Raw genomic sequence first — 21,846 nt, 5'->3', positions numbered from 1 at the left:
AGTGACATGGCAAAAAATTTAATTCTGTGGCTTGTTATTGCTGTAGTGTTGATGTCGGTATTCCAGAGCTTTGGCCCTGGTGAAAGTAACGGCAGAGCAGTAGATTACACCACGTTTGTACAGGAAGTTGGCCAAGGCCAGATTCAAGAGGCGCAGTTCAATAACAGCGAGATCACCTTTACGCGTCGTGGCGGTGGTGCTAAGTACGTTACGTACATGCCTGTTTATGACCAGAAGCTACTTGATGACTTAATTAATCAAAATGTAAAAGTTCAAGGTACACCACCTGAAGAGCAGAGCCTGCTTGGTACTATCTTCATCTCTTGGTTCCCAATGATCTTACTGATTGGTGTGTGGATTTTCTTCATGCGTCAAATGCAAGGCGGTGGTGGCGGTAAAGGCGCAATGTCTTTCGGTAAGAGCAAAGCTCGTATGATGAGCGAAGAGCAGATCAAAACGTTGTTTGCTGATGTTGCTGGTTGTGACGAAGCAAAAGAAGACGTGAAAGAGCTAGTAGACTACCTACGTGACCCAAGCCGATTCCAAAAACTAGGTGGTAAGATCCCAACGGGTATCCTACTTGTAGGTCCACCGGGTACAGGTAAAACGCTACTCGCAAAAGCGATTGCTGGTGAAGCGAAGGTACCATTCTTTACTATTTCTGGTTCTGACTTCGTTGAAATGTTTGTTGGTGTTGGTGCATCTCGTGTGCGTGACATGTTCGAACAAGCGAAGAAAGCGGCACCTTGTATCATCTTCATCGATGAAATCGATGCTGTAGGTCGTCAGCGTGGCGCAGGTGTTGGTGGTGGTCACGATGAACGTGAGCAAACATTGAACCAAATGCTTGTAGAGATGGATGGCTTCGAAGGTAACGAAGGTATTATTGTTATCGCTGCGACTAACCGTCCAGACGTACTTGACCCTGCGCTACTTCGTCCTGGTCGTTTCGACCGTCAAGTTGTGGTTGGCCTACCGGATGTACGTGGTCGTGAACAGATTCTTAAGGTTCACATGCGTAAAGTGCCTCTAGCAGGTGACGTAGAGCCTTCTCTAATTGCTCGTGGTACTCCAGGTTTCTCTGGTGCTGACTTAGCTAACTTAGTTAACGAAGCGGCGCTGTTCGCTGCTCGTGGCAACAAACGCAACGTATCTATGGTTGAGTTTGAACTAGCGAAAGACAAAATCATGATGGGTGCAGAACGTCGCTCTATGGTTATGTCGGAAGAGACGAAAGAGTCAACCGCATACCACGAAGCGGGTCACGCGATTGTTGGTCGTCTAGTACCTGAACATGATCCAGTGTACAAGGTATCTATCATTCCACGTGGTCGTGCGCTTGGTGTGACTATGTACCTACCTGAGCAAGATCGTGTAAGCATGTCTCGTCAACATCTAGAATCGATGATCTCTAGCTTGTACGGTGGCCGTCTTGCTGAAGAACTTATCTACGGTAAAGACAAAGTATCGACGGGTGCTTCTAACGATATTGAACGCGCAACTGACATTGCTCGTAAGATGGTGACTCAATGGGGCTTCTCAGAGAAGCTAGGTCCTCTTCTTTATGCAGAAGAAGAAGGCGAAGTATTCTTAGGCCGCAGTGTAAGTCAGACGAAACACGTATCTGATGACACCACTAAGCTTATCGATGAAGAAATTCGTATCCTGATTGACCGTAACTACGCTCGCGCGCAGAAGATCCTTGAAGAGAACATGGATATCATGCACGCGATGAAAGATGCGCTTATGAAGTACGAAACGATCGATGCGGGTCAGATTGATGACCTAATGGATCGTAAAGATACGATTCGTGAGCCTGCTGGTTGGGGCGACCAAGTAAAGGCTGAGCCTGCGAAGGAAGAGCCAAAAGCGGAAGCAAAACCAGAAGCTAAAGAAGAAGTGAAAGCTGAAGAAGCGAAAACGGACTCTGAAGATAGCGCGAACAAAGATTCTTAATCTAGACATCGTTAATAAAAACCCTGAGTACTCGCTCAGGGTTTTTCTGTTTTTAGGCTAATGACCTGCGAAGAATGGAATTCATGAATTTAACAGCCAATCAAAAAACGCTTACTCTCGACCGTCCACACGTGATGGGTATTCTCAATGTCACACCAGATTCTTTTTCTGATGGCGGCAAATATAACTCTCTTGATAACGCATTGGCTCAAGCCGAAAAAATGATAGACGCTGGTGTTTCTATTATTGATATTGGTGGAGAGTCGACGCGTCCAGGCGCACCGGATGTCACGCTTGAGGAAGAGCTTGAACGAGTCATTCCTGCGATTAAAGCCATTCGTGCTCGTCACGATGTTTGGATCTCTATTGATACCAGCAAAGCTGAAGTTATGCGACAAGCTGTCGCTGCAGGTGCTGATCTGATCAATGATGTACGTGCATTACAAGAGCCGGGCGCACTTGAAGTGGCAGCCGAAGCGGGCGTGCCGATCTGTTTAATGCATATGCAAGGACAACCGCGCACGATGCAGACCAACCCAACCTATGATGATCTACTGCAAGACGTCTCTGATTTTCTTCAAGAGCGTATTGCAACCTGTGAAGCTGCTGGGATATCGAAAGATAAGTTGATTTTGGACCCAGGGTTCGGTTTTGGTAAGACGCTTGAACACAATTATCAGCTACTGGCGCACCTGGATAAGTTCCATACGCTCGGTTTGCCACTGCTCGCTGGGATGTCTCGCAAATCAATGATCTTTAAGCTATTGGACAAGAAACCAGCCGATTGTATGGTTGGAAGCGTAACTTGTGCTACGATTGCCGCCATGAAAGGGGCTCAGATCATTCGAGTTCACGATGTAGAAGATACATTGGAAGCAATGCAAATTATTAAAATGATGAATAACAATCATTAAAAAAGATAGAAATATAATTAAGGAAAACAACATGTCTAATAAAAGACGTTACTTTGGTACAGATGGTGTACGCGGTAAGGTTGGTCAATACCCAATCACACCGGATTTTGTTCTAAAGCTTGGCTGGGCTGCGGGTCGTGTACTTGCAAAACAAGGCACAAAGAAAGTAATCATTGGTAAAGATACGCGTATCTCTGGTTACATGTTGGAATCAGCACTAGAAGCAGGCTTAGCTGCAGCAGGTTTGAAAGCGACTTTTACTGGTCCTATGCCAACACCAGCCGTTGCGTACTTAACGCAAACTTTCCGTGCTGAAGCAGGTATTGTTATCTCTGCTTCTCACAACCCTTACTACGATAACGGCATCAAGTTCTTCTCTTCAGAGGGTACAAAACTGCCTGACGATATCGAACTGGCGATTGAAGCTGAGTTGGACAAAGACATCGAGTGCGTGGAATCAGCAGAGCTTGGTAAAGCGACACGCCTGAACGATGCGGCGGGTCGTTACATCGAATTTTGTAAGAGCACTTTCCCATCAGAGCTTAGCCTTGCGGGTAAGAAAATCGTAGTTGACTGTGCACATGGCGCAACTTACCACATTGCACCTGCGGTATTCAGCGAGTTAGGTGCTGAAGTTATTGCTATGGGCGTCGAGCCAAATGGTACTAACATCAACCATGAAGTTGGCGCAACAGATGTACGTGCTCTGCAAGCTCGAGTGGTTGAAGAGAAAGCGGATCTGGGTCTGGCATTTGATGGTGACGGCGACCGCATCATCATGGTTGACGAGCTAGGCAACAAAGTAGATGGTGACCAAATTGCCTACATCATTGCGCGTGATGCACTGCGTCGTGGTGAACTAAAAGGCGGTGTAGTCGGTACACTTATGACTAACCTAGGTATGGAAAATGGCCTGAAACAACTAGGCATCCCATTTGTTCGTGCTGCGGTTGGTGACCGTTATGTGATGGAGCAGCTTCTTGCTAAAGGTTGGAAGATTGGTGCTGAAAACTCAGGTCACGTGATCCTGCTAGATAAAGTCACTACCGGTGATGCTATTGTTGCAGCGCTTCAAGTATTGGCGTCGGTTGTTGGTAGCGAAATGTCATTGAATGAGCTGTCTCAAGGTATGACTCTTTACCCTCAAGTACTTGAGAACGTGCGTTTTAGCGGTGACTCGAACCCATTAGAAGCTGATGCAGTTAAGCTGTCTGTTGCCGAAGTTGAAGCAGAGCTTGGTGAGAAAGGCCGTGTGTTGCTACGTAAATCGGGTACTGAGCCTCTATTGCGTGTAATGGTAGAAGGTGAAGATGCTGAACTGGTACAGAACTCAGCACTTAAAATTGCCGAAGCAGTGAAAGCAAGCTGCTAAATTACCTTTCGTTAATTAACGAAAATAGTTACATAACGAAGTAGCTAAATAACGAAAACTGTAAAAAGGGCGACGCTTTACCTCTCTTTAGAGTAGGTTTTATTGCGTTTTGCCCTTTTTTTGAGCGTTCGTTAGTCAAAGGCTTATTTTTTGGTAAATTCCGCTTGTCAGCGTACGTCGCATTCGCTAGTATTGCTCGGCCTTCAGTAAGGAGGTCGCTAGCCTTGTTCTGTATAACATGATTTTATGTCAATACTTAACGGCGCTGGCTCAACAATTTGGAACATAGGTGGAAAAATGTTTACAGTTCTACTTGTGATTTACCTGTTGGCAGCGCTTGGTGTAATTGGCCTAGTGTTAATTCAACAAGGTAAAGGCGCAGATATGGGAGCCTCTTTCGGTGCTGGCGCTTCAAACACTGTGTTTGGTGCTAGTGGCTCAGGAAATTTCCTAACCCGAATGACTGCAATTTTTGCAACTACATTTTTTATCCTTAGCTTAGTGCTTGGTAATATGTCTACACATAAGACTGAGTCACAATGGGTGGATCCTACACAGGGTCAAGTTATCCAACAAGCTGAAGATGCAGTGAGTGAAGTTCCGGCGCAAGGCGACGAAATTCCACAATAATCTGAAAGAATTGATGCCGAGATGGTGAAATTGGTAGACACGCCAGCATGAGGTGCTGGTGCCTATGGTGTGAGGGTTCGAGTCCCTCTCTCGGCACCATTATTTACAAACTTGTAAAACATCTTGTTGGGCGTATAATGCTCGCAAGTCGGACGCGGGATGGAGCAGCTTGGTAGCTCGTCGGGCTCATAACCCGAAGGTCGTCGGTTCAAATCCGGCTCCCGCAACCAATTTTAAGTGCTATATTTAGTCTTAATTGGTAGCAAGTTTGCACAGTGTGAACCTCACTGTGAACTAAGTGCGGTAACTCATTTTATGAAGGCGCTTAGTATATAAGGGTCCAGCAACAAAAACCCCGGCTTATACGGGGTTTTTTGTTATCTAAGCATTTGTAAATGCTAATAGATAATGTTTGCTTGGAATTTAAATTGGGCTTTGAGCCCTTTTTTTGTTTCTGGAGTGGTTAAATGACTGGTTTAGAAAGACAACTTACTGAAATGCTTGAAGCTCCAGTAGCAGCATCAGGTTATGAGTTAGTTGGATTAGAATTTATTCGTGCGGGTGAGCACTCAACGCTACGTATTTACATCGATTCACCAAACGGTATCAATGTGGATGACTGTGCAGAAGTAAGTCACCAAGTAAGTGCCGTAATGGACGTTGAAGATCCAATTTCAGTGGCTTATAACCTTGAAGTGTCTTCACCAGGTTTAGAAAGACCACTGTTCAAAGCAGAGCATTACCAACAATTTATTGGTCACGAGGTGAGCATCGTTTTGAAAATGGCTGTCGGCAACCGTCGTAAATGGAAGGGTGATATCCAATCTATTGAAGGCGAAACCGTAACAGTATTGGTTGAAGGGCAACAAGAAGAATTCGCCCTTAGCAATATTTCAAAAGCGAACCTGATCCCTAAATTTTAGTTCTCCCTGAGAGAAGAGCTTAAGAGGCTAGATTAATGAACAAAGAAATTTTGGCGGTAGTAGAAGCTGTTTCTAACGAGAAAGCAGTTCCTCGTGAGCGTATTTTTGAAGCGCTTGAAATCGCGCTTGCTACAGCAACGAAAAAGAAAAGCGAATTCGAGATCGAAGTTCGTGTAGAGATCGACCGTAAAACTGGTGATTTCGAAACTTTCCGTCGTTGGGAAGCTGTTGAAGAAGTTGAGCATCCAACAAAAGAGATCTCTCTAGAAGCAGCACAATTCGAAGACGAAACAATCGAACTTGGCGGCTTCATCGAAGACGAGATCGAGTCTGTAACGTTTGACCGTATTACGACTCAAACAGCTAAGCAAGTTATCGTACAAAAAGTACGTGAAGCTGAGCGCGCACAAATCGTTGAGCAGTTCATCGACAACGAAGGCGAGCTAGTAACTGGCGTAGTTAAGAAAGTTAACCGCGACACTATCATCCTAGACCTAGGTAACAACGCTGAAGCGGTTATTCTGCGTGATGACCAACTTCCTCGTGAAAACTTCCGTCCAGGCGACCGTGTACGTGGTCTTCTTTACAAAGTTGCACCTGAAGCGCGTGGTTTCCAACTGTTTATCACTCGTTCTAAGCCAGAGATGCTTGCTGAGCTATTCCGTGTAGAAGTACCTGAGATCGGTGAAGAGCTGATTGAACTAAAAGGTGCTGCACGTGACGCAGGTTCTCGTGCTAAAATCGCTGTGAAAACAAACGACAAGCGCATTGACCCAGTAGGTGCGTGTGTTGGTATGCGTGGTGCACGTGTACAAGCGGTATCAAGCGAACTTGGCGGTGAGCGTATCGATATCGTGCTTTGGGATGATAATCCAGCACAATTTGTTATCAACGCAATGGCTCCAGCAGACGTTGCTTCTATCATCGTTGATGAAGATGCACACTCAATGGACATCGCTGTTGAAGCAGACAACCTAGCACAAGCTATCGGCCGTAGCGGTCAAAACGTACGTCTAGCGTCTCAACTGACTGGTTGGGAACTGAACGTAATGACAGTTGAAGATCTTCAGAAGAAACACCAAGAAGAAGCAGTAGCTTCTATTGAGAACTTCATGAAGCACCTAGATATCGAAGAAGACTTCGCACAAATGCTTGTTGAAGAAGGTTTCTCTACGCTAGAAGAAGTCGCTTACGTTCCAGTAAACGAACTTCTAGAAATTGATGGCCTAGACGAAGACATCGTAGAAGAGCTACGTAGCCGTGCTAAAGATGCTCTAACAACGCTAGCACTAGCGAAAGAAGAGACATTTGACGGTGTTGAGCCAGCAGAAGACCTTCTAGCACTTGAAGGCCTAGAGCGCGAAATGGCGTACAAACTGGCAGCAAAAGGTGTAGCAACACTAGAAGACCTAGCTGACCAAGGCGTTGATGAACTAGAAGGCATTGAAGACCTAACTGCAGAGCGTGCGGGCGAGCTAATCATGGCTGCGCGTAACATCTGTTGGTTCGGCGACGAAGAATAATTCAGCAAGGAGAGAAAGCGGTATGACACAATTAACAGTTAAAGCACTGAGTGAAGAGATTGGTACGCCAGTTGACCGCTTAATTGAACAACTTGCTGATGCAGGCATGAAGAAAACAGGGTCGGATCAAGTTACTGATTCAGAAAAACAAGCATTACTAACGCATCTTAAGAAAGAGCATGGTGATACATCTGGTGAAGCAGAACCGACTCGTTTAACTCTTCAACGCAAGACCCGCAGCACGCTAAGTGTTGCCGCTGGAGGCGGTAAGAGTAAGGATGTTCAAGTAGAAGTACGCAAGAAGCGTACTTACGTGAAGCGCAGCGCTATTGAAGATGAAGCGAAACGTGAAGCTGAGGAAGCAGCGAAGCGTGAAGCTGAAGAGAAAGCACGTCGTGAAGCTGAAGAGCAAGCGAAACGTGAAGCTGCAGAGAAAGCACAGCGCGAAGCTGAAGAGAAGGCAAAACGTGAAGCGGACGCAAAACGTGAAGCTGAAGAAAAAGCAAAACGCGCACAAGCTGATAAGGCTAAAAAAGACATGAATGCAAAAAATGCAGACGCTAACGCACAAGCGAAAAAAGAAGCGGATGAACTAAAAGCTCGTCAAGAGCAAGAAGCACAGCGTAAAGCTGAAGCTGAAGCGGCGAAGCTAGTTGAAGAAGCACGTAAACTAGCAGAAGAGAACGAAGCGCGCTGGTCTGAAGAAGAGCAGAAGAAGAAAGAGCAAGAGAAGTCTGCGGACTACCATGTGACAACTTCTACATACGCTCGTGAAGCGGAAGATGCTGCTGACCAGAAAGAAGAGAAGGCGCCTCGCCGTCGTAAGAAGAAGCCAGCTGACAAGCAAGCTACTAACAACCGTGGTGGTCGTAACCAACGTGGTCGTGGTGCTAAAGGCAAACTTGCTAAACCAACTTCAATGCAACAGGGCTTCGATAAGACAGCATCTGTAGCAAAAGCTGACGTTGTTATCGGCGAAACTATCGTTGTTTCTGAACTGGCTAGCAAAATGGCCGTTAAAGCAACTGAAGTTATCAAAGTAATGATGAAGATGGGCGCAATGGCGACTATCAACCAAGTGATCGACCAAGAGACAGCACAACTTGTTGCTGAAGAGATGGGTCACAAGGTAATCCTACGTAAAGAGAACGAGCTAGAAGAAGCGGTACTAAACGACCGTGACAACAACGCTGAAGCTGTTCCACGTGCTCCTGTTGTAACTATCATGGGCCACGTTGATCACGGTAAAACGTCAACACTTGACTACATCCGTAAAGCTCACGTTGCTTCAGGCGAAGCGGGCGGTATCACGCAGCACATCGGTGCATACCACGTTGAAACTGACAACGGCATGATCACTTTCCTTGATACTCCTGGACACGCGGCATTTACAGCTATGCGTGCTCGTGGTGCTCAAGCGACAGATATCGTTGTTCTAGTAGTAGCAGCAGACGATGGCGTAATGCCACAAACGATCGAAGCGATTCAGCACGCGAAAGCAGCTGAAGTACCGCTAATCGTTGCTGTAAACAAGATCGATAAAGAAGACGCTAACCCAGACAACGTTAAGAACGAACTGGCACAGTACGACGTTATCCCTGAAGAGTGGGGCGGTGAGAACATGTTCGTTCACATCTCTGCGAAACAAGGTACTAACATCGACGGTCTTCTAGAGACAATCCTTCTACAATCTGAAGTTCTAGAACTGACAGCAGTAGAAGAAGGCATGGCATCAGGTGTGGTTGTAGAATCTCGTCTAGATAAAGGCCGTGGTCCAGTAGCTACTGTTCTTGTTCAGTCTGGTACTCTAAACAAAGGCGACATCGTTCTTTGTGGTCAAGAGTACGGCCGTGTTCGTGCAATGCGCGATGAGAACGGTCAAGAAGTTACATCTGCAGGCCCATCTATCCCAGTAGAGATCCTAGGTCTTTCTGGTGTACCAGCATCTGGTGATGAAGCAACAGTTGTACGTGACGAGCGTAAAGCACGTGAAGTAGCGAACTACCGTCAAGGTAAATTCCGTGATGTGAAACTAGCGCGTCAACAGAAAGCGAAACTAGAGAACATGTTCTCTAACATGGCTGCTGGTGAAGTTGCTGAGCTTAACGTTGTTCTTAAGGCTGACGTACAAGGTTCTGTAGAAGCAATCGCTGATTCTCTACTGAAACTGTCTACAGACGAAGTTAAAGTGAACATCGTAGGTTCTGGTGTTGGTGGTATCACAGAAACTGATGCAGTACTTGCAGCAGCATCTAACGCTATCATCCTTGGCTTCAACGTTCGTGCAGACGCGACAGCTCGTCGTACTGTTGAGAACGAAAACCTAGATCTACGTTACTACTCAATCATTTACCAACTGATCGACGAAGTGAAACAGGCGATGGGCGGTATGCTTGCTCCTGAATTCAAACAAGAAATCATCGGTCTTGCTCAAGTACGTGACGTATTTAAGTCGCCTAAGCTTGGTGCAATCGCAGGTTGTATGGTTACTGAAGGTACAATCAAGCGTAACAACCCAATCCGCGTACTACGCGATAACGTTGTTATCTACGAAGGTGAACTAGAGTCACTACGTCGCTTTAAAGATGACGTACAAGAAGTTAAGAATGGCTACGAGTGTGGTATCGGCGTTAAGAACTACAATGATGTTCGCGTTGGTGACCAAATCGAAGTATTCGAAATCGTTGAAGTTAAGCGTACTCTAGACTAATCAGTCCGCTGACTCGACATATTGACTAAGGTTACTAACATTACTGATATAGGTAAGTGGTAATCGGTTGTTGAATACACCATGGGGGGCTGGTTATTACCAAGCCCCCCATCTTTCTAAGTGAGAAAAGAAAATGTCAAAAGAATTTAGCCGCACGCAGCGCGTGTCTCAGCAACTACAAAAAGAGCTAGCAATCATGCTGCAACGTGAAGTTCGTGACTCACGTATTGGTATGGTAACCATCTCTGATGTAGAGGTTTCTCGTGACCTTGCTTACGCAAAAGTATTCGTTACTTTCCTATGCGTTGGTGAGCAAACACCTGAGTCGAGCCTAGCGGCACTGAAAGAGCACGAACCTCAACTACGCATGATGTTAGGTAAGCGTATCCGCCTACGTCTAACTCCAGAAATTCGTTTCACTTACGACAACACTTTGGTTGAAGGTATGCGTATGTCTAACCTAGTGTCTGAAGTGGTAAGCGAAGACAAGCGTAAGCAGCAAGCTGCTGGCCGTGATGAGTCAACATCGGAAGGTGAAGAGTAATGGCTCGCCGTCGTAAAGGTCGCCCGATTAACGGGGTTATTTTATTAGATAAGCCGACTGGCATCTCATCGAATGACGCACTGCAAAAAGTAAAGCGTATTTACTTTGCAGAGAAAGCAGGGCACACCGGTGCTTTGGATCCTCTTGCGACAGGCATGCTGCCAATCTGTTTGGGTGAAGCAACCAAGTTTTCTCAGTTTCTATTAGATTCTGACAAGCGCTACGTTGTGATCGCGAAGCTCGGTGAGCGTACCAACACTTCTGACTCTGATGGTGAAGTGGTTGAAACTCGCGAAGTGAATGTGACTCGTGAACAGCTTGAGCGCTGCATTGAAAGCTTCAAAGGTGAAACTGACCAGGTTCCATCAATGTTCTCGGCGTTAAAATACCAAGGTAAGCCTTTGTATGAATACGCGCGTGCTGGCATCGAAGTACCGCGTGAATCTCGTAAGATCACGGTTTACTCTATCGATCTTCTGCGCTTTGAGGGTAATGAAGTGGAGATGGAAGTGCACTGTTCAAAAGGCACTTACATCCGAACCATCACTGACGATCTGGGAGAGATGCTAGGTTGTGGTGCGCACGTGACGATGCTGCGTCGTACGGGCGTTGCAAAGTACCCATACGAACGAATGGTAACGCTAGAGCAACTGAACGAGATCCTAGAGCAAGCTCAACAGCAAGACATTGCGCCGAAAGAGCTGCTTGATCCACTGCTGATGCCAATGGACACAGCGGTAGAAGACCTGCCAGAAGTAAACCTGAATGCAGAGTTGACCGATTTAGTTCAGCACGGTATGCCTGTACAAGTTGCTGGTGCGCCAGCAGAGGGTACAGTGCGTATGACAAGCGGTGAAGAGAAGCTGTTTGTGGGTGTTGCTCAGATCGATAACGATGGTCGCGTTGCACCGAAACGCTTGGTGGTTTTCCGCGAAGAAGAGCCTCAAGCATAATTAAGATTGAAGGCAATCTTTGCTGATATGACATGAAAAGCAGGAGCCCAACATAGGACTTCTGCTTTTTTGTTTTTCGTTCAGTGAGATCACGATAGATTGTTATTGCGCCACTAGGCAAACTTCCCTATAATCCACGGCTCGCGTAGCGGCTGAATCAGAGATTGGCTGCTACAAATATCAAACTACTCTTATCAGGAGAGAATTATGTCTCTGAATGCAGAAACTAAAGCAGCAATCGTTGCAGAATACGCGCGCTCTGAAGGCGACACAGGTTCACCAGAAGTACAAGTAGCTCTACTTACTGCTTCTATCAACCACCTACAAGGTCACTTCAAAGCTCACAAAGGCGATCACCACAGCCGTCGTGGTCTTCTACGTATGGTTTCTAGCCGTCGTAAGCTTCTAGACTACCTAAAAGGTAAAGATCTTGGTCGTTACCAAGAGCTTATCAAGCGTCTAGGTCTACGTCGCTAATCAAATCTCGAATTTGATGAAAGAGCCTCAGCAATTGCTGAGGCTTTTTTTATATCTAAAATATCGTCACTATGCAGAGAAAAGTGCCCGTTATGTGTGCTGTAAACTCGTTTTTTGGCTCTGAAAATGTCTCTTGTCAGAAAAATAGTTTATACTCTTGCACGCCAGTAATTCTATGAAACTCTGGCACTTCATTTTACTCAACAATGACAGTCACAGATGTCGGCCAATAGGTCGCGACTATTAAAAACAGATGAGCGTAGAACGTAGTTCTTTTTCGTCTCTTTTTACTAGTCGCGATTAGTCATTGCGGAGTACCCATTCACTTATTCTAGAGAGCAATCTTTAGATGAAGGAAATACAATGTTTGAGAAACCAGTTGTAAAAACGTTTCAGTACGGTAACCACACCGTAACTCTAGAAACAGGTGTTATTGCACGTCAAGCTACTGCTGCAGTAATGGTAACAATGGACGATACGTCAGTATTCGTTTCTGTTGTAGGTAAAAAAGAAGCGGTTGAAGGTCAAGACTTCTTCCCACTAACAGTAAACTACCAAGAGCGTACCTACGCTGCAGGTAAAATCCCTGGTGGCTTCTTCAAGCGTGAAGGTCGTCCTTCTGAAGGCGAAACACTAACGGCTCGTCTTATCGACCGTCCAATCCGTCCGCTTTTCCCAGACGCATTCAAAAACGAAGTTCAAGTTATCGCTACAGTAATGTCTGTAAACCCAGACGTTCAGCCTGACATGGTAACAATGATCGGTACTTCTGCAGCACTTGCTATCTCTGGTATTCCGTTCAACGGTCCAATCGGTGCAGCACGTGTTGGTCACATCGATGGTCAACTAGTACTGAACCCAAGCAACACTGAGCTAGAAACATCTAAGCTTGACCTTGTTGTTTCTGGTACTGAAGGCGCTGTTCTTATGGTTGAGTCTGAAGCAGACAACCTAACAGAAGAAGAGATGCTATCAGCAGTTGTATTCGGTCACGAACAACAGCAAGTTGTGATCAACGCGATCAACGAGTTTGCAGCTGAAGTTGCAACACCTGCATGGGATTGGGTTGCTCCAGAAGAGAACACGGCTCTAACGACTCGTATCGCTGAGCTAGCAGAAGCTAAACTGGTTGAAGCTTACCAAATCACTGAAAAAATGACTCGCTACGACCGAATCCATGAGATCGCAGCAGAAGTTAACGAAGTGCTAGTTTCTGAAAACGAAGAAGTGAACCTAAAAGAAGCTCACTCTATCTTCCACGATCTAGAGAAAACAGTTGTACGTCGCAGCATCATCGCTGGTAACCCACGTATCGACGGTCGTGAAAAAGACATGGTTCGTGCGCTAGACGTACGCACTGGTGTTCTTCCACGTACTCACGGTTCTTCACTATTCACTCGTGGTGAAACTCAAGCTATCGTTACTGCTACTCTTGGCACACAGCGTGATGCTCAAATCATCGACGAGCTAACTGGTGAGCGTAAAGATCACTTCCTACTACACTACAACTTCCCTCCATACTGTGTAGGCGAAACTGGTTTTGTAGGTTCTCCTAAGCGTCGTGAAATCGGCCACGGTAAACTAGCTAAGCGTGGTATTGCAGCAGTAATGCCATCTGTAGACGAGTTCCCATACACAGTACGTGTAGTATCAGAAATCACAGAATCTAACGGTTCTTCTTCAATGGCTTCTGTATGTGGTACGTCTCTAGCTCTTATGGATGCTGGTGTTCCAATCAAGTCTTCTGTTGCGGGTATCGCAATGGGTCTTGTTAAAGAAGGCGACGACTTTGTTGTTCTTTCTGACATCCTTGGTGACGAAGACCACCTAGGCGACATGGACTTTAAAGTAGCAGGTACTAACACTGGTATCACTGCACTTCAAATGGACATCAAGATCGAAGGTATCACTAAAGAGATCATGCAAATTGCTCTTAACCAAGCGCAAGGTGCACGTAAGCACATCCTATCTGTAATGGATGAAGCTATCTCTGGTGCTCGTGAAGATATCTCTGAGTTCGCTCCGCGTATTCACACAATGAAGATCAGCGCAGAGAAGATCAAAGACGTTATCGGTAAAGGTGGTGCAGTTATCCGTGCTCTAACTGAAGAGACAGGTACAACTATCGAAATCGACGACGACGGTACAATCAAGATCGCTGCGACTGAAGGTGCTGCTGCTAAAGAAGCTATCCGTCGTATCGAAGAGATCACTGCAGAAGTTGAAGTTGGCCGCATCTACCAAGGTAAAGTTGCTCGTCTAGCAGACTTCGGTGCATTCGTTACTATCCTTCCTGGTAAAGATGGTCTAGTACACATCTCTCAAATTGCTGACAAGCGCGTTGAGAAAGTGTCTGACTACCTAACTGAAGGTCAAGAAGTACCTGTTAAGGTTCTTGAAATCGACCGTCAAGGCCGTGTACGTCTAAGCATGAAAGAAGCAGTTGAAACGCCAGCTGAAGGCGAAGCACCTGCTGCTGAGTAATTCTCAGTAAAATGATGGAACTATCGCTTTTTAGTGATTTCTAACCCATCATTAACAAAGCATGTTATAAAGGGAGCATATCGCTCCCTTTTTTATTGCGGTCATAACAGGAGTAAGTATTTGTGAAATGGTTTCAAACCGCGAGTCTGTCTCTGCTGCTTGTTTTAACAGGTTGTGCATCGACAATGGACACTTCAGCTCCGCGCTGGGTCTATCCTCCAATGGCTGTTCCATTGCAGCCGAGTGTGCAGCAAGAAGTTCAGATAGCTCGTTTATCTCAGTTGTTACAAAGACCTGACCTTGGTGATGATGTTCGCGCTAAGATGCTTTTTGAACGTGGTAACTATTACGATAGTGTTGGTTTGCGCGATCTTGCTCGACTCGATTTCAATCAGTCTTTGTCTTTGAATCCAGCACAACCAGACATCTTTAACCTATTAGGTGTCTACTTTACCCAAGTGGGTGAATTTGATGCCGCTTATGAGTCTTTCGATTCAACACTTGAGCTTGATCCAAGCAACTCATACGCAGAGCGTAACCGTGCTATTGCGCTTTACTATGGTGAGCGCTATGAGCTGTCGAGTGAAGAGATGCTTAAGCACTATAACGATGACCCAAGTGATCCGTTCCGTGCTTTATGGCTTTACATCATTCAGAGTGAGCTAACACCAGAACAGGCGCTAAAAGATCTGCAATCACGCTACCAAGACCGTGATGAGCAGTGGGGTTGGGTACTGGTTGCGATTATGCTCGACGAGATTTCAGAAGAGCAGGCATTCAAAGCGATCTTGAGTGGCACGCGTGATAACACCTTGTTGGCACAGCGCTTAACGGAGACCTACTTCTACTTAGGCAAGCGTTATCATCTGCGCGGTGACTACGCGAATGCGATCTCGCTTTATAAGCTCGCCGTCTCGTTCAATGTTTATGAGTATGTTGAGCACCGTTACTCTTTCCTTGAACTTGGTCGAATCTTTATGGACCTTAAGGAAGAGCGACTTGCTCAAGCTAAGCTAGACCAAGCCAAAGCCGAAGAGAACTAAATCAGTCCTCAAAATAGATCACAATCAAGCCGCTCTGATGAGCGGCTTTTTTTATGTGGCACACTTTTTCTGATTGCAATTTAAACAACTCAGATTAAAATAGTTAGCCTTGCTAATTAAATATTGGTTGTTTGAAGAATTGTGTTGAATGAGAACCTAGAAAAGATCGAACGATTTGCGTCGAAAATATGGCGAACGCAGTCGAAAGAGGATCCTATTGGTCAGCTTAGTTTTAATGAGTATGACTACCTTAAGGTCATAGAGGCAGCCAAAGAGCCCATTCGATTAACGGATCTCGCGGAAGAGATGCAAGTGACTAAACCTTCGGCAACCACTATGGTTCAGCGCTTAGAGCGAAAAGGGTTAGTCGAGCGACGTCCGAGCCCTGAAGATGCACGCTCTAAATTGGTTGTGTTGACAACGAAAGCTGAAACGGGTTTAGAGGAAGAGAGCAAGATCTATCAGGTCATGGCAAAGACATTAGAGAACCAGTTAACTGAGCAAGAGATAGAGCAATTGAACCTATTGTTGAATAAAGCTCTAAAGTAAAAATTTGAACATTTAGTTAGCGTGATTAACTAAGTTGTAGGCAGGATGAGCGCAGGTTTCAAGGACAACAGAAACATCATCACTCACTTAATCGTAGTGAGATAACAGCAGAAAGTAAGAGTAGAAGATGAGTCAGTCAATCAGTCGTCAATTTTGGCGCTATACAATTCCAACCGTGGCTGCGATGTTGGTCAATGGCTTATACCAAGTGGTCGATGGTATTTTCATTGGACGTTTCGTCGGTGCCGATGGCCTTGCTGGTATCAACGTAGCTTGGCCGGTGATCGGTTCAATCCTCGGTCTAGGCATGCTTGTTGGTGTAGGTACCGGGGCGTTAGTATCGATTCGCCAAGGTGAGAAAGATACTCAAGGGGCGAAACAGATCCTCGCCACTGGTCTCACTTTATTACTCGCATTAACGCCACTAGTCGCTGGTGTGCTTTTCTTCTTTGCTGATGATTTCTTACGTTGGCAGGGAGCAGAGGGGCGCGTGTTTGATCTTGGTTTGCAATATCTACAGATCTTGATTGTGGGCAGTGTCTTTACCTTGGGCTCGATAGCCATGCCGTTCTTGCTGCGCAATGATGATAGCCCAAACCTTGCGACTATTTTGATGGTGATTGGTGCGGTGATTAACATCGTTCTCGACTATCTATTCATTGCATGGCTGAACTGGGAACTGACAGGTGCGGCTTTAGCTACAGCGATCGCACAGCTAGTCGTAACAAGTCTAGGTTTAGCTTACTTCTTCTCGCGCAGAGCAAACTTGCGTCTGCGTTGGAGTGAGCTGAGACTTAAACTTGATGTGATTCCACAGATCTTTGCTATTGGTACGTCGAGCTTTTTTATGTACGCCTATGGCTCGATGATGGTGGCGCTACACAACGCACTGTTTGCCCAATATGGTAATCAGTTGATGATTGGTGCGTATGCGATTCTTGGCTATATCGTCACGGTTTACTATCTCACGGCAGAGGGTATCGCTAATGGTATGCAGCCATTGGTTAGCTATAACCATGGGGCAAAGCGTCACGATAATATTCGTCAGCTGCTTAAAATTGCGATGGTAAGCTCAGTCTCTGTGGGTATGGTCTTTATTGTTCTCTTGAACATCTTCCCGAGAGAGTTTGTCTCGGTGTTTAACTCTGAAGACCCACAGCTAGTGGAATACACGGTATTGGGTATCAGACTGCACATGTTCGCCTTGGCTCTGGATGGCTTCTTAGTGGTTGCAGGTGCTTACTATCAAGCGGTGAACAAAGGCAGTAAAGCAATGTTTGTAACGGTCGGTAATATGCTGATTCAGCTTCCATTTTTGTACATTATGCCGAAATTGTTTGGTGTGCCTGGAATCTGGATTGCTTATCCACTATCGAACATCGCGCTAAGTGTGGTGGTGATTATGATGCTGGTGAAAGATGTAAAGAAGCTCAACGCGTCAGAGTTGCAGACAGCAACCGCATAGCGAGTTACAGCCCTAAATAAACAAAAGGTCTAGCGATTGCTAGACCTTTTTCATTTTGAAGGTAGTGCTTAGATATTCTTTACGTCTAAGCCTGCTAACTGGTGCCAGTAACCGTTACATTGACGGTCTGCAATCTGAATTGGGTTTTCACCCCTTTCGTTAGCTTTAAAGTTATTGAGCTCAGAGAAGGTATCAACGCCCAACGGACTTAGGCGAACCACATCAACCAGATCATGCATATTCGGCAGGTCATTGATTAGGTTGTAACAGTAACCCGACTGGGTTTGAATACCGTTTAGGTTGAAGACGGATTGTCCTTCTTGGCTCTCTACTTGAAGACCGGTTGGGTACTTGATACAGCATGTCTCACAGTCGTCTTTCGCTTTGTTCTCTGCTCGAGCCGTAAAGCAGCGTGCTGAGTACGCCAAAGGCAGGTAACCGTGGCTGAACACTTCGACTTCAAACTTGTTACGAATGTTGAGCTCTTCACACTGAGTCATGACATTAGATAGCCACTCGCGAGACAACTCAACAGGCATACACCAACGTGTCATACCTTGCTTGAGGAATAGGTTGAGAGTGTGCGCGTTATAGGTGTTGACTGCTGGGCCAACCACAAATGGGACCTTACTTTCACTCGCGAGTTGAATTGCAGATACATCATTTGCTTCAATCGCAAAGTCGCCATTGTCGACGTACTTTTTCATGATGTTCACTTCACTTGGTGCTTCCAATAGCGCCATAGTCGATAGTACGACTTGCTTACCTGAAGCTGAAAGCTCTTTGGCGATATCTAGCCAGTGTTTTGCTTTCATCTCACGGCGCTTTGAGCAGACCGCTTCACCTAGGTAGATGATATCAGCAGAGCTTGTCTTAGCTTGCTCGTAGAAGCTCTCCACGTCTTGTTTTGGCCAAAAATAGAGTAGTGGGCCTAATGCATATTTCATCGTATTCTCCATCAATCCTATTGCCATTTACGGTGGTAAGCACCTAGCGTTGTTTGTGTACCTTCAGATACATTCGCTAGAGCTGCATTCCAAGCGGCTTCAACTTGGTAAGCCTCTGGATTCGCTTGGTAACGATCAATGGCTGCACGCCATGTACGAGTCACTTGTTCCACGTAAGCAGGGCTGCGTTGACGGCCTTCGATTTTCACCGATGCTACGTTCGCGGCAAACAGTTCTGGCAGCATAGATAAGGTATTTAAGCTAGTTGGCTCTTCTAGGGCATGATAGCGCTTACGTTCGCCCTCGATTTCAGCCTCGAAACGCCCCTTACACAGTGTAGGGTAGCCAGCATTCTCACCTTGTGCGTACTTGTCGATCAAAATTTCATTGAGGCGAGATTCTAGACCTGTCTCGGTCTCTTGCCAGCGTACATATTTCGCTGGCGAGCAAGCACCGACAGTATTTGGCGATTCACCCGTCATGTAAGAAGAGAGGTAGCAACGACCTTCTGCCATAATGCACAGGCTACCGAATGCGAATACCTCGAGATCCACATCGGAAGAGATATTGCGAGATAGCTGTTTCACTTGGTGAATCGACAGCACGCGTGGCAGCACCACACGCTTCACGTTGAAGTTTTTGTGGTAGAAGTCAATTGCCGCAGCGTTGGTCGCAGAAGCTTGAACTGATAGGTGCAGCTCCATATGTGGATACTTGTTTGCTGCGTATTCAAGAACGGCGATATCTGCAACGATCAGAGCATCAACACCTAATGCAGCCGCTTGATCGACAGCATTGGTCCAACGTTGGAAACCATTGGGGTGAGCGAATGTGTTGAGTGCGATATGAATTTTTTTGTTGTGATCATGGACGTATTCAACGGCACGATCTAGCTTTTTGCCAGAGAAGTTCAAGCCAGCAAAGTGGCGTGCATTGGTGTCGTCTTTGAATCCGATGTAGACAGCATCCGCACCACAGTCAATGGCTGTTTTCAAAGCAGGTAAGTTTCCTGCTGGGCATAAGAGTTCCATTTGCTCACTACCAGTAGATAAATTTGAAGCGAGCATTTTATGAAGAAATGTGAACGTCAGAATTGATGTAAGGCAGGTTTAGTCGGATAAATCCGCTTTTACTCCATTTGAGGTAGAGCAAAACCTAAAAATGACGGACTAGTTTTTGTGACGGCGGTTCTGAGCAAACAGCTCTTCAACTTCCTGTTTTGGCTGAGGTCGGTAGAAGTGAAAGCCCTGAATTGAGCTACAGTTGAGATTCGATAGCAGTGTCGCTTGCTCGCTGGTTTCAACACCCTCAGCAACCACCGTTAGGTTAAGAGACTTACCAAGATTGATGATGTTCTCGATCACCGTGACTTGTTTTGGCAGGGTATCGATGTCAGTGATAAACGCGCGGTCTATCTTCAACTCGTCGATAGGGAAACGAGCTAAGTACGAAAGCGAAGAGTAACCGGTACCGAAATCATCAATTGATAGCGCAAAACCAAGCTTCTTAATGGCGTTAAGCATTTGAAGTGTATGTTCACTGTCACTCATTACAGCACTTTCGGTCAACTCGAAGGTAATGGCACTCGGGTCTAGCTCTGTAGTGCGTAACAGCTTCTCCATGTAATCGATGAGTTTAGGGTTACCAAACTGCTCGGGGGAGAGGTTGATCGCAACACGTCCAGGCAAGATCCCTTGGCTCTTCCAACGTTTAACCGTTGCAAATACCTCACGCATGACTACTCGGCCTAATTGTTCAATCAAGCCAGCTCGTTCGGCAACAGGAATAAAGGCCGCAGGGCTGATGTAGCCTTCTACCGGATGTTTCCAGCGCACCAAGGCTTCCGCACCATTGATGGTGAAATCACGGGCGTTAACCTTAGGTTGATACCAAACCTCTAAACCGTTCTGCTGCAGTGCTTTCTGAAGTTCGATTTCGAGCCAAAGGCGCATACGAGCCTCTTTGTTCATCTGCTCATTGAACTTAATTAAGCGGTTGCGGCCTCGATCTTTGGCTTCATACATCGCGGTATCGGCATTTTGCAGCAAGATACGCGCATCGACACCGTCTTGAGGGAAGCTGACACTACCAATAGAGCAAGCCAAGCGTTTACTGAAATGGTGAAGGTCGAATGGTTGATTGATCAGAGCAATGATCTTTTCAGATAGCGCTTCAACGGTCTTTTTATGTTCTGGTTCAGGCAGGATGATACCGAACTCATCGCCACCTAAATGACCCACCACTGCACGTCTTGGTAGCAGACGCTTAAGGCGAGACGCGACCTCTTTGATTACCTTATCACCGATGTGATGACCTAATGAATCATTGATATTTTTGAAGTTATCAATGTCTAGGTACAGCATCACCACGGGTGTTTCGTTATGAATAAACTGCTCTAAACGCTTGGTGAATCCAACGCGGTTATACAGCTTAGTCAGGTCATCAATATAGGCATCTTCATTAACATTGGTGGTGAGGGTTTTGGGCGCTTCTTGCGCGTCTTGAATCAGGACTAATTGGGTCGTACTGCCCAACAGTGCGGTTGAATCAATATGCAACTGAACTTTTCGCTCAAACCCACAGCGTGCGCCAGTTAAGCACACCAAACCAGACTCAGAAACAATAGAGCTGAGCTTATTGCTGAAGACTGTTTTGGTTTGCTCATCAATGAATAGGCGTCCTAGTTCTTCCCCAAGCAACTCTGAAGGAGAGTTAAAGCCGAGCAGGCGAGCGGCTGCAGGGTTAGAAGAGAGTATGTAATCATCTTCGACAAGAAGCAGGCCATCAGGTAATAAATGGGTCAGCTTATGGAACTTGGCCTCAGACTCTTCGAGTGAGCGGACAAGAACTTGATTTTCGGAGGTGTCAAAGGCGTGAAAGACAATGTAGTCGGTGTCTTTTCCATTAGACAGTGGTGCTAGGCTAAAATGAAGGCTGGTATCGAGGTCGGTTTCGTTAAGCGTGATTTCCGCCTCAATGGATTCACCTTTAAAGGCGCGCTCGTAGTATGGTTTCAGGTGCTGATAGAACTGTTCACCAAGGGTTTGGCGGTCGTTCATTCCTGTTAACTCTGATTGGTTTAACCCCGCAATATCACAGTAGCGCTCATTAACTATAAAATAGTTATGCTGAGCATCAAGAACAGCAAAGAAGAATGGGCTATTTGCTGTGAGCTGTGAAAACCAATGTTGTAATTGCTGGGGAGGCATCAAAGTACTACCAATTCTCCAAGAGCTTGAGTATTCATTATAGATGAATGTTTATTACTAAATTATGTAATTTTAGCTATTTACCTAGCATAGCAGCGATTCTGCGACTGTTGTGATTACCAGAGTTACTATAACCGCGATTTTGGG

At 45.9% G+C, this 21,846-nt stretch carries 17 protein-coding genes and 2 tRNA genes; 16 read left to right on the top strand and 3 right to left on the bottom strand.

Going from position 1 to position 21,846, the window contains the following annotated elements; all coding sequences use genetic code 11:
• The first annotated feature begins 6 nt into the window (after positions 1-6).
• From ftsH to L1D60_RS11160, 16 genes are all read left to right on the top strand, one after another.
• Entirely contained in the window at positions 7-1,956 is a 1,950-nt protein-coding gene (gene ftsH, locus L1D60_RS11235) for an ATP-dependent zinc metalloprotease FtsH (protein WP_032551540.1), read from the top strand.
• An 83-nt stretch (positions 1,957-2,039) separates the two neighbouring features.
• Entirely contained in the window at positions 2,040-2,870 is an 831-nt protein-coding gene (gene folP / locus L1D60_RS11230) for a dihydropteroate synthase (RefSeq protein WP_239841164.1), read from the top strand.
• A 31-nt stretch (positions 2,871-2,901) separates the two neighbouring features.
• On the top strand, positions 2,902-4,242 hold the full coding sequence (glmM, locus tag L1D60_RS11225; RefSeq protein WP_239841163.1) for a phosphoglucosamine mutase: 1,341 nt from the start codon (positions 2,902-2,904) through the stop codon (positions 4,240-4,242).
• 297 nt (positions 4,243-4,539) lie between these two features.
• Complete coding sequence (gene secG, locus L1D60_RS11220; protein ID WP_032551755.1) at positions 4,540-4,872, top strand: preprotein translocase subunit SecG; 333 nt, start codon at positions 4,540-4,542, stop codon at positions 4,870-4,872.
• A gap of 15 nt (positions 4,873-4,887) precedes the next feature.
• Positions 4,888-4,971, top strand: a tRNA-Leu gene (locus tag L1D60_RS11215).
• Between the two features lie 54 nt (positions 4,972-5,025).
• Positions 5,026-5,102 (top strand) — tRNA-Met (locus tag L1D60_RS11210).
• Between the two features lie 237 nt (positions 5,103-5,339).
• The gene (rimP, locus tag L1D60_RS11205; protein WP_032551544.1) at positions 5,340-5,795 is read left to right on the top strand and encodes a ribosome maturation factor RimP; all 456 of its coding nucleotides are present in this window, start codon (positions 5,340-5,342) and stop codon (positions 5,793-5,795) included.
• Between the two features lie 35 nt (positions 5,796-5,830).
• Positions 5,831-7,318 carry a transcription termination factor NusA gene (nusA, locus tag L1D60_RS11200; protein WP_239841162.1) on the top strand — a complete coding sequence of 496 codons (1,488 nt, stop codon included), beginning with the start codon at positions 5,831-5,833 and terminating at the stop codon, positions 7,316-7,318.
• Between the two features lie 22 nt (positions 7,319-7,340).
• On the top strand, positions 7,341-10,028 hold the full coding sequence (gene infB / locus L1D60_RS11195) for a translation initiation factor IF-2 (protein WP_239841161.1): 2,688 nt from the start codon (positions 7,341-7,343) through the stop codon (positions 10,026-10,028).
• A gap of 133 nt (positions 10,029-10,161) precedes the next feature.
• On the top strand, positions 10,162-10,572 hold the full coding sequence (gene rbfA, locus L1D60_RS11190; protein WP_032551547.1) for a 30S ribosome-binding factor RbfA: 411 nt from the start codon (positions 10,162-10,164) through the stop codon (positions 10,570-10,572).
• The gene (truB, locus tag L1D60_RS11185; protein ID WP_239841160.1) at positions 10,572-11,525 is read left to right on the top strand and encodes a tRNA pseudouridine(55) synthase TruB; all 954 of its coding nucleotides are present in this window, start codon (positions 10,572-10,574) and stop codon (positions 11,523-11,525) included. Before rbfA ends, truB begins: the two co-directional genes overlap by 1 nt.
• A 207-nt stretch (positions 11,526-11,732) precedes the next feature.
• Entirely contained in the window at positions 11,733-12,002 is a 270-nt protein-coding gene (rpsO, locus tag L1D60_RS11180) for a 30S ribosomal protein S15 (RefSeq protein ID WP_032551549.1), read from the top strand.
• 363 nt (positions 12,003-12,365) lie between these two features.
• A complete protein-coding gene (pnp, locus tag L1D60_RS11175; protein ID WP_239841159.1) occupies positions 12,366-14,486 on the top strand; it encodes a polyribonucleotide nucleotidyltransferase in 2,121 nt (706 codons plus the stop codon).
• A gap of 122 nt (positions 14,487-14,608) precedes the next feature.
• Entirely contained in the window at positions 14,609-15,529 is a 921-nt protein-coding gene (nlpI, locus tag L1D60_RS11170; RefSeq protein WP_239841158.1) for a lipoprotein NlpI, read from the top strand.
• 141 nt (positions 15,530-15,670) lie between these two features.
• The gene (locus tag L1D60_RS11165; protein WP_239841157.1) at positions 15,671-16,078 is read left to right on the top strand and encodes a MarR family transcriptional regulator; all 408 of its coding nucleotides are present in this window, start codon (positions 15,671-15,673) and stop codon (positions 16,076-16,078) included.
• 127 nt (positions 16,079-16,205) lie between these two features.
• The gene (locus tag L1D60_RS11160; protein ID WP_239841156.1) at positions 16,206-17,543 is read left to right on the top strand and encodes an MATE family efflux transporter; all 1,338 of its coding nucleotides are present in this window, start codon (positions 16,206-16,208) and stop codon (positions 17,541-17,543) included.
• Positions 17,544-17,611: 68 nt separating this feature from the next.
• On the opposite strand, the gene L1D60_RS11155 is transcribed toward L1D60_RS11160, so the two are convergent.
• From L1D60_RS11155 to L1D60_RS11145, 3 genes are all read right to left on the bottom strand, one after another.
• Entirely contained in the window at positions 17,612-18,490 is an 879-nt protein-coding gene (locus L1D60_RS11155) for a U32 family peptidase (protein WP_239841155.1), read from the bottom strand.
• A gap of 17 nt (positions 18,491-18,507) precedes the next feature.
• Positions 18,508-19,521 carry a peptidase U32 family protein gene (locus L1D60_RS11150; protein WP_239841154.1) on the bottom strand — a complete coding sequence of 338 codons (1,014 nt, stop codon included), beginning with the start codon at positions 19,519-19,521 and terminating at the stop codon, positions 18,508-18,510.
• 138 nt (positions 19,522-19,659) lie between these two features.
• Positions 19,660-21,699, bottom strand: coding sequence for a bifunctional diguanylate cyclase/phosphodiesterase (locus tag L1D60_RS11145; RefSeq protein WP_239841153.1), 2,040 nt, complete (start codon positions 21,697-21,699; stop codon positions 19,660-19,662).
• Between the last annotated feature and the right edge of the window lie 147 nt (positions 21,700-21,846).

Origin of the sequence: Vibrio sp. Isolate30, from assembly GCF_022397975.1 — a bacterium.
Classification (GTDB): domain Bacteria; phylum Pseudomonadota; class Gammaproteobacteria; order Enterobacterales; family Vibrionaceae; genus Vibrio; species Vibrio fortis.
The sequence above is the reverse complement of the archived record's forward strand: the minus strand, read 5'-3'. Positions and strand labels throughout refer to the sequence as shown.

Coding starts and splice junctions, on each gene's coding strand:
- ftsH (WP_032551540.1), top strand. CDS start 7: ATGGCAAAAAATTTAATTCTGTGGCTTGTTATTGCTGTAGTGTTGATG.
- folP (WP_239841164.1), top strand. CDS start 2,040: ATGAATTTAACAGCCAATCAAAAAACGCTTACTCTCGACCGTCCACAC.
- glmM (WP_239841163.1), top strand. CDS start 2,902: ATGTCTAATAAAAGACGTTACTTTGGTACAGATGGTGTACGCGGTAAG.
- secG (WP_032551755.1), top strand. CDS start 4,540: ATGTTTACAGTTCTACTTGTGATTTACCTGTTGGCAGCGCTTGGTGTA.
- rimP (WP_032551544.1), top strand. CDS start 5,340: ATGACTGGTTTAGAAAGACAACTTACTGAAATGCTTGAAGCTCCAGTA.
- nusA (WP_239841162.1), top strand. CDS start 5,831: ATGAACAAAGAAATTTTGGCGGTAGTAGAAGCTGTTTCTAACGAGAAA.
- infB (WP_239841161.1), top strand. CDS start 7,341: ATGACACAATTAACAGTTAAAGCACTGAGTGAAGAGATTGGTACGCCA.
- rbfA (WP_032551547.1), top strand. CDS start 10,162: ATGTCAAAAGAATTTAGCCGCACGCAGCGCGTGTCTCAGCAACTACAA.
- truB (WP_239841160.1), top strand. CDS start 10,572: ATGGCTCGCCGTCGTAAAGGTCGCCCGATTAACGGGGTTATTTTATTA.
- rpsO (WP_032551549.1), top strand. CDS start 11,733: ATGTCTCTGAATGCAGAAACTAAAGCAGCAATCGTTGCAGAATACGCG.
- pnp (WP_239841159.1), top strand. CDS start 12,366: ATGTTTGAGAAACCAGTTGTAAAAACGTTTCAGTACGGTAACCACACC.
- L1D60_RS11160 (WP_239841156.1), top strand. CDS start 16,206: ATGAGTCAGTCAATCAGTCGTCAATTTTGGCGCTATACAATTCCAACC.
- L1D60_RS11155 (WP_239841155.1), bottom strand. CDS start 18,490: ATGAAATATGCATTAGGCCCACTACTCTATTTTTGGCCAAAACAAGAC.
- L1D60_RS11150 (WP_239841154.1), bottom strand. CDS start 19,521: ATGGAACTCTTATGCCCAGCAGGAAACTTACCTGCTTTGAAAACAGCC.
- L1D60_RS11145 (WP_239841153.1), bottom strand. CDS start 21,699: ATGCCTCCCCAGCAATTACAACATTGGTTTTCACAGCTCACAGCAAAT.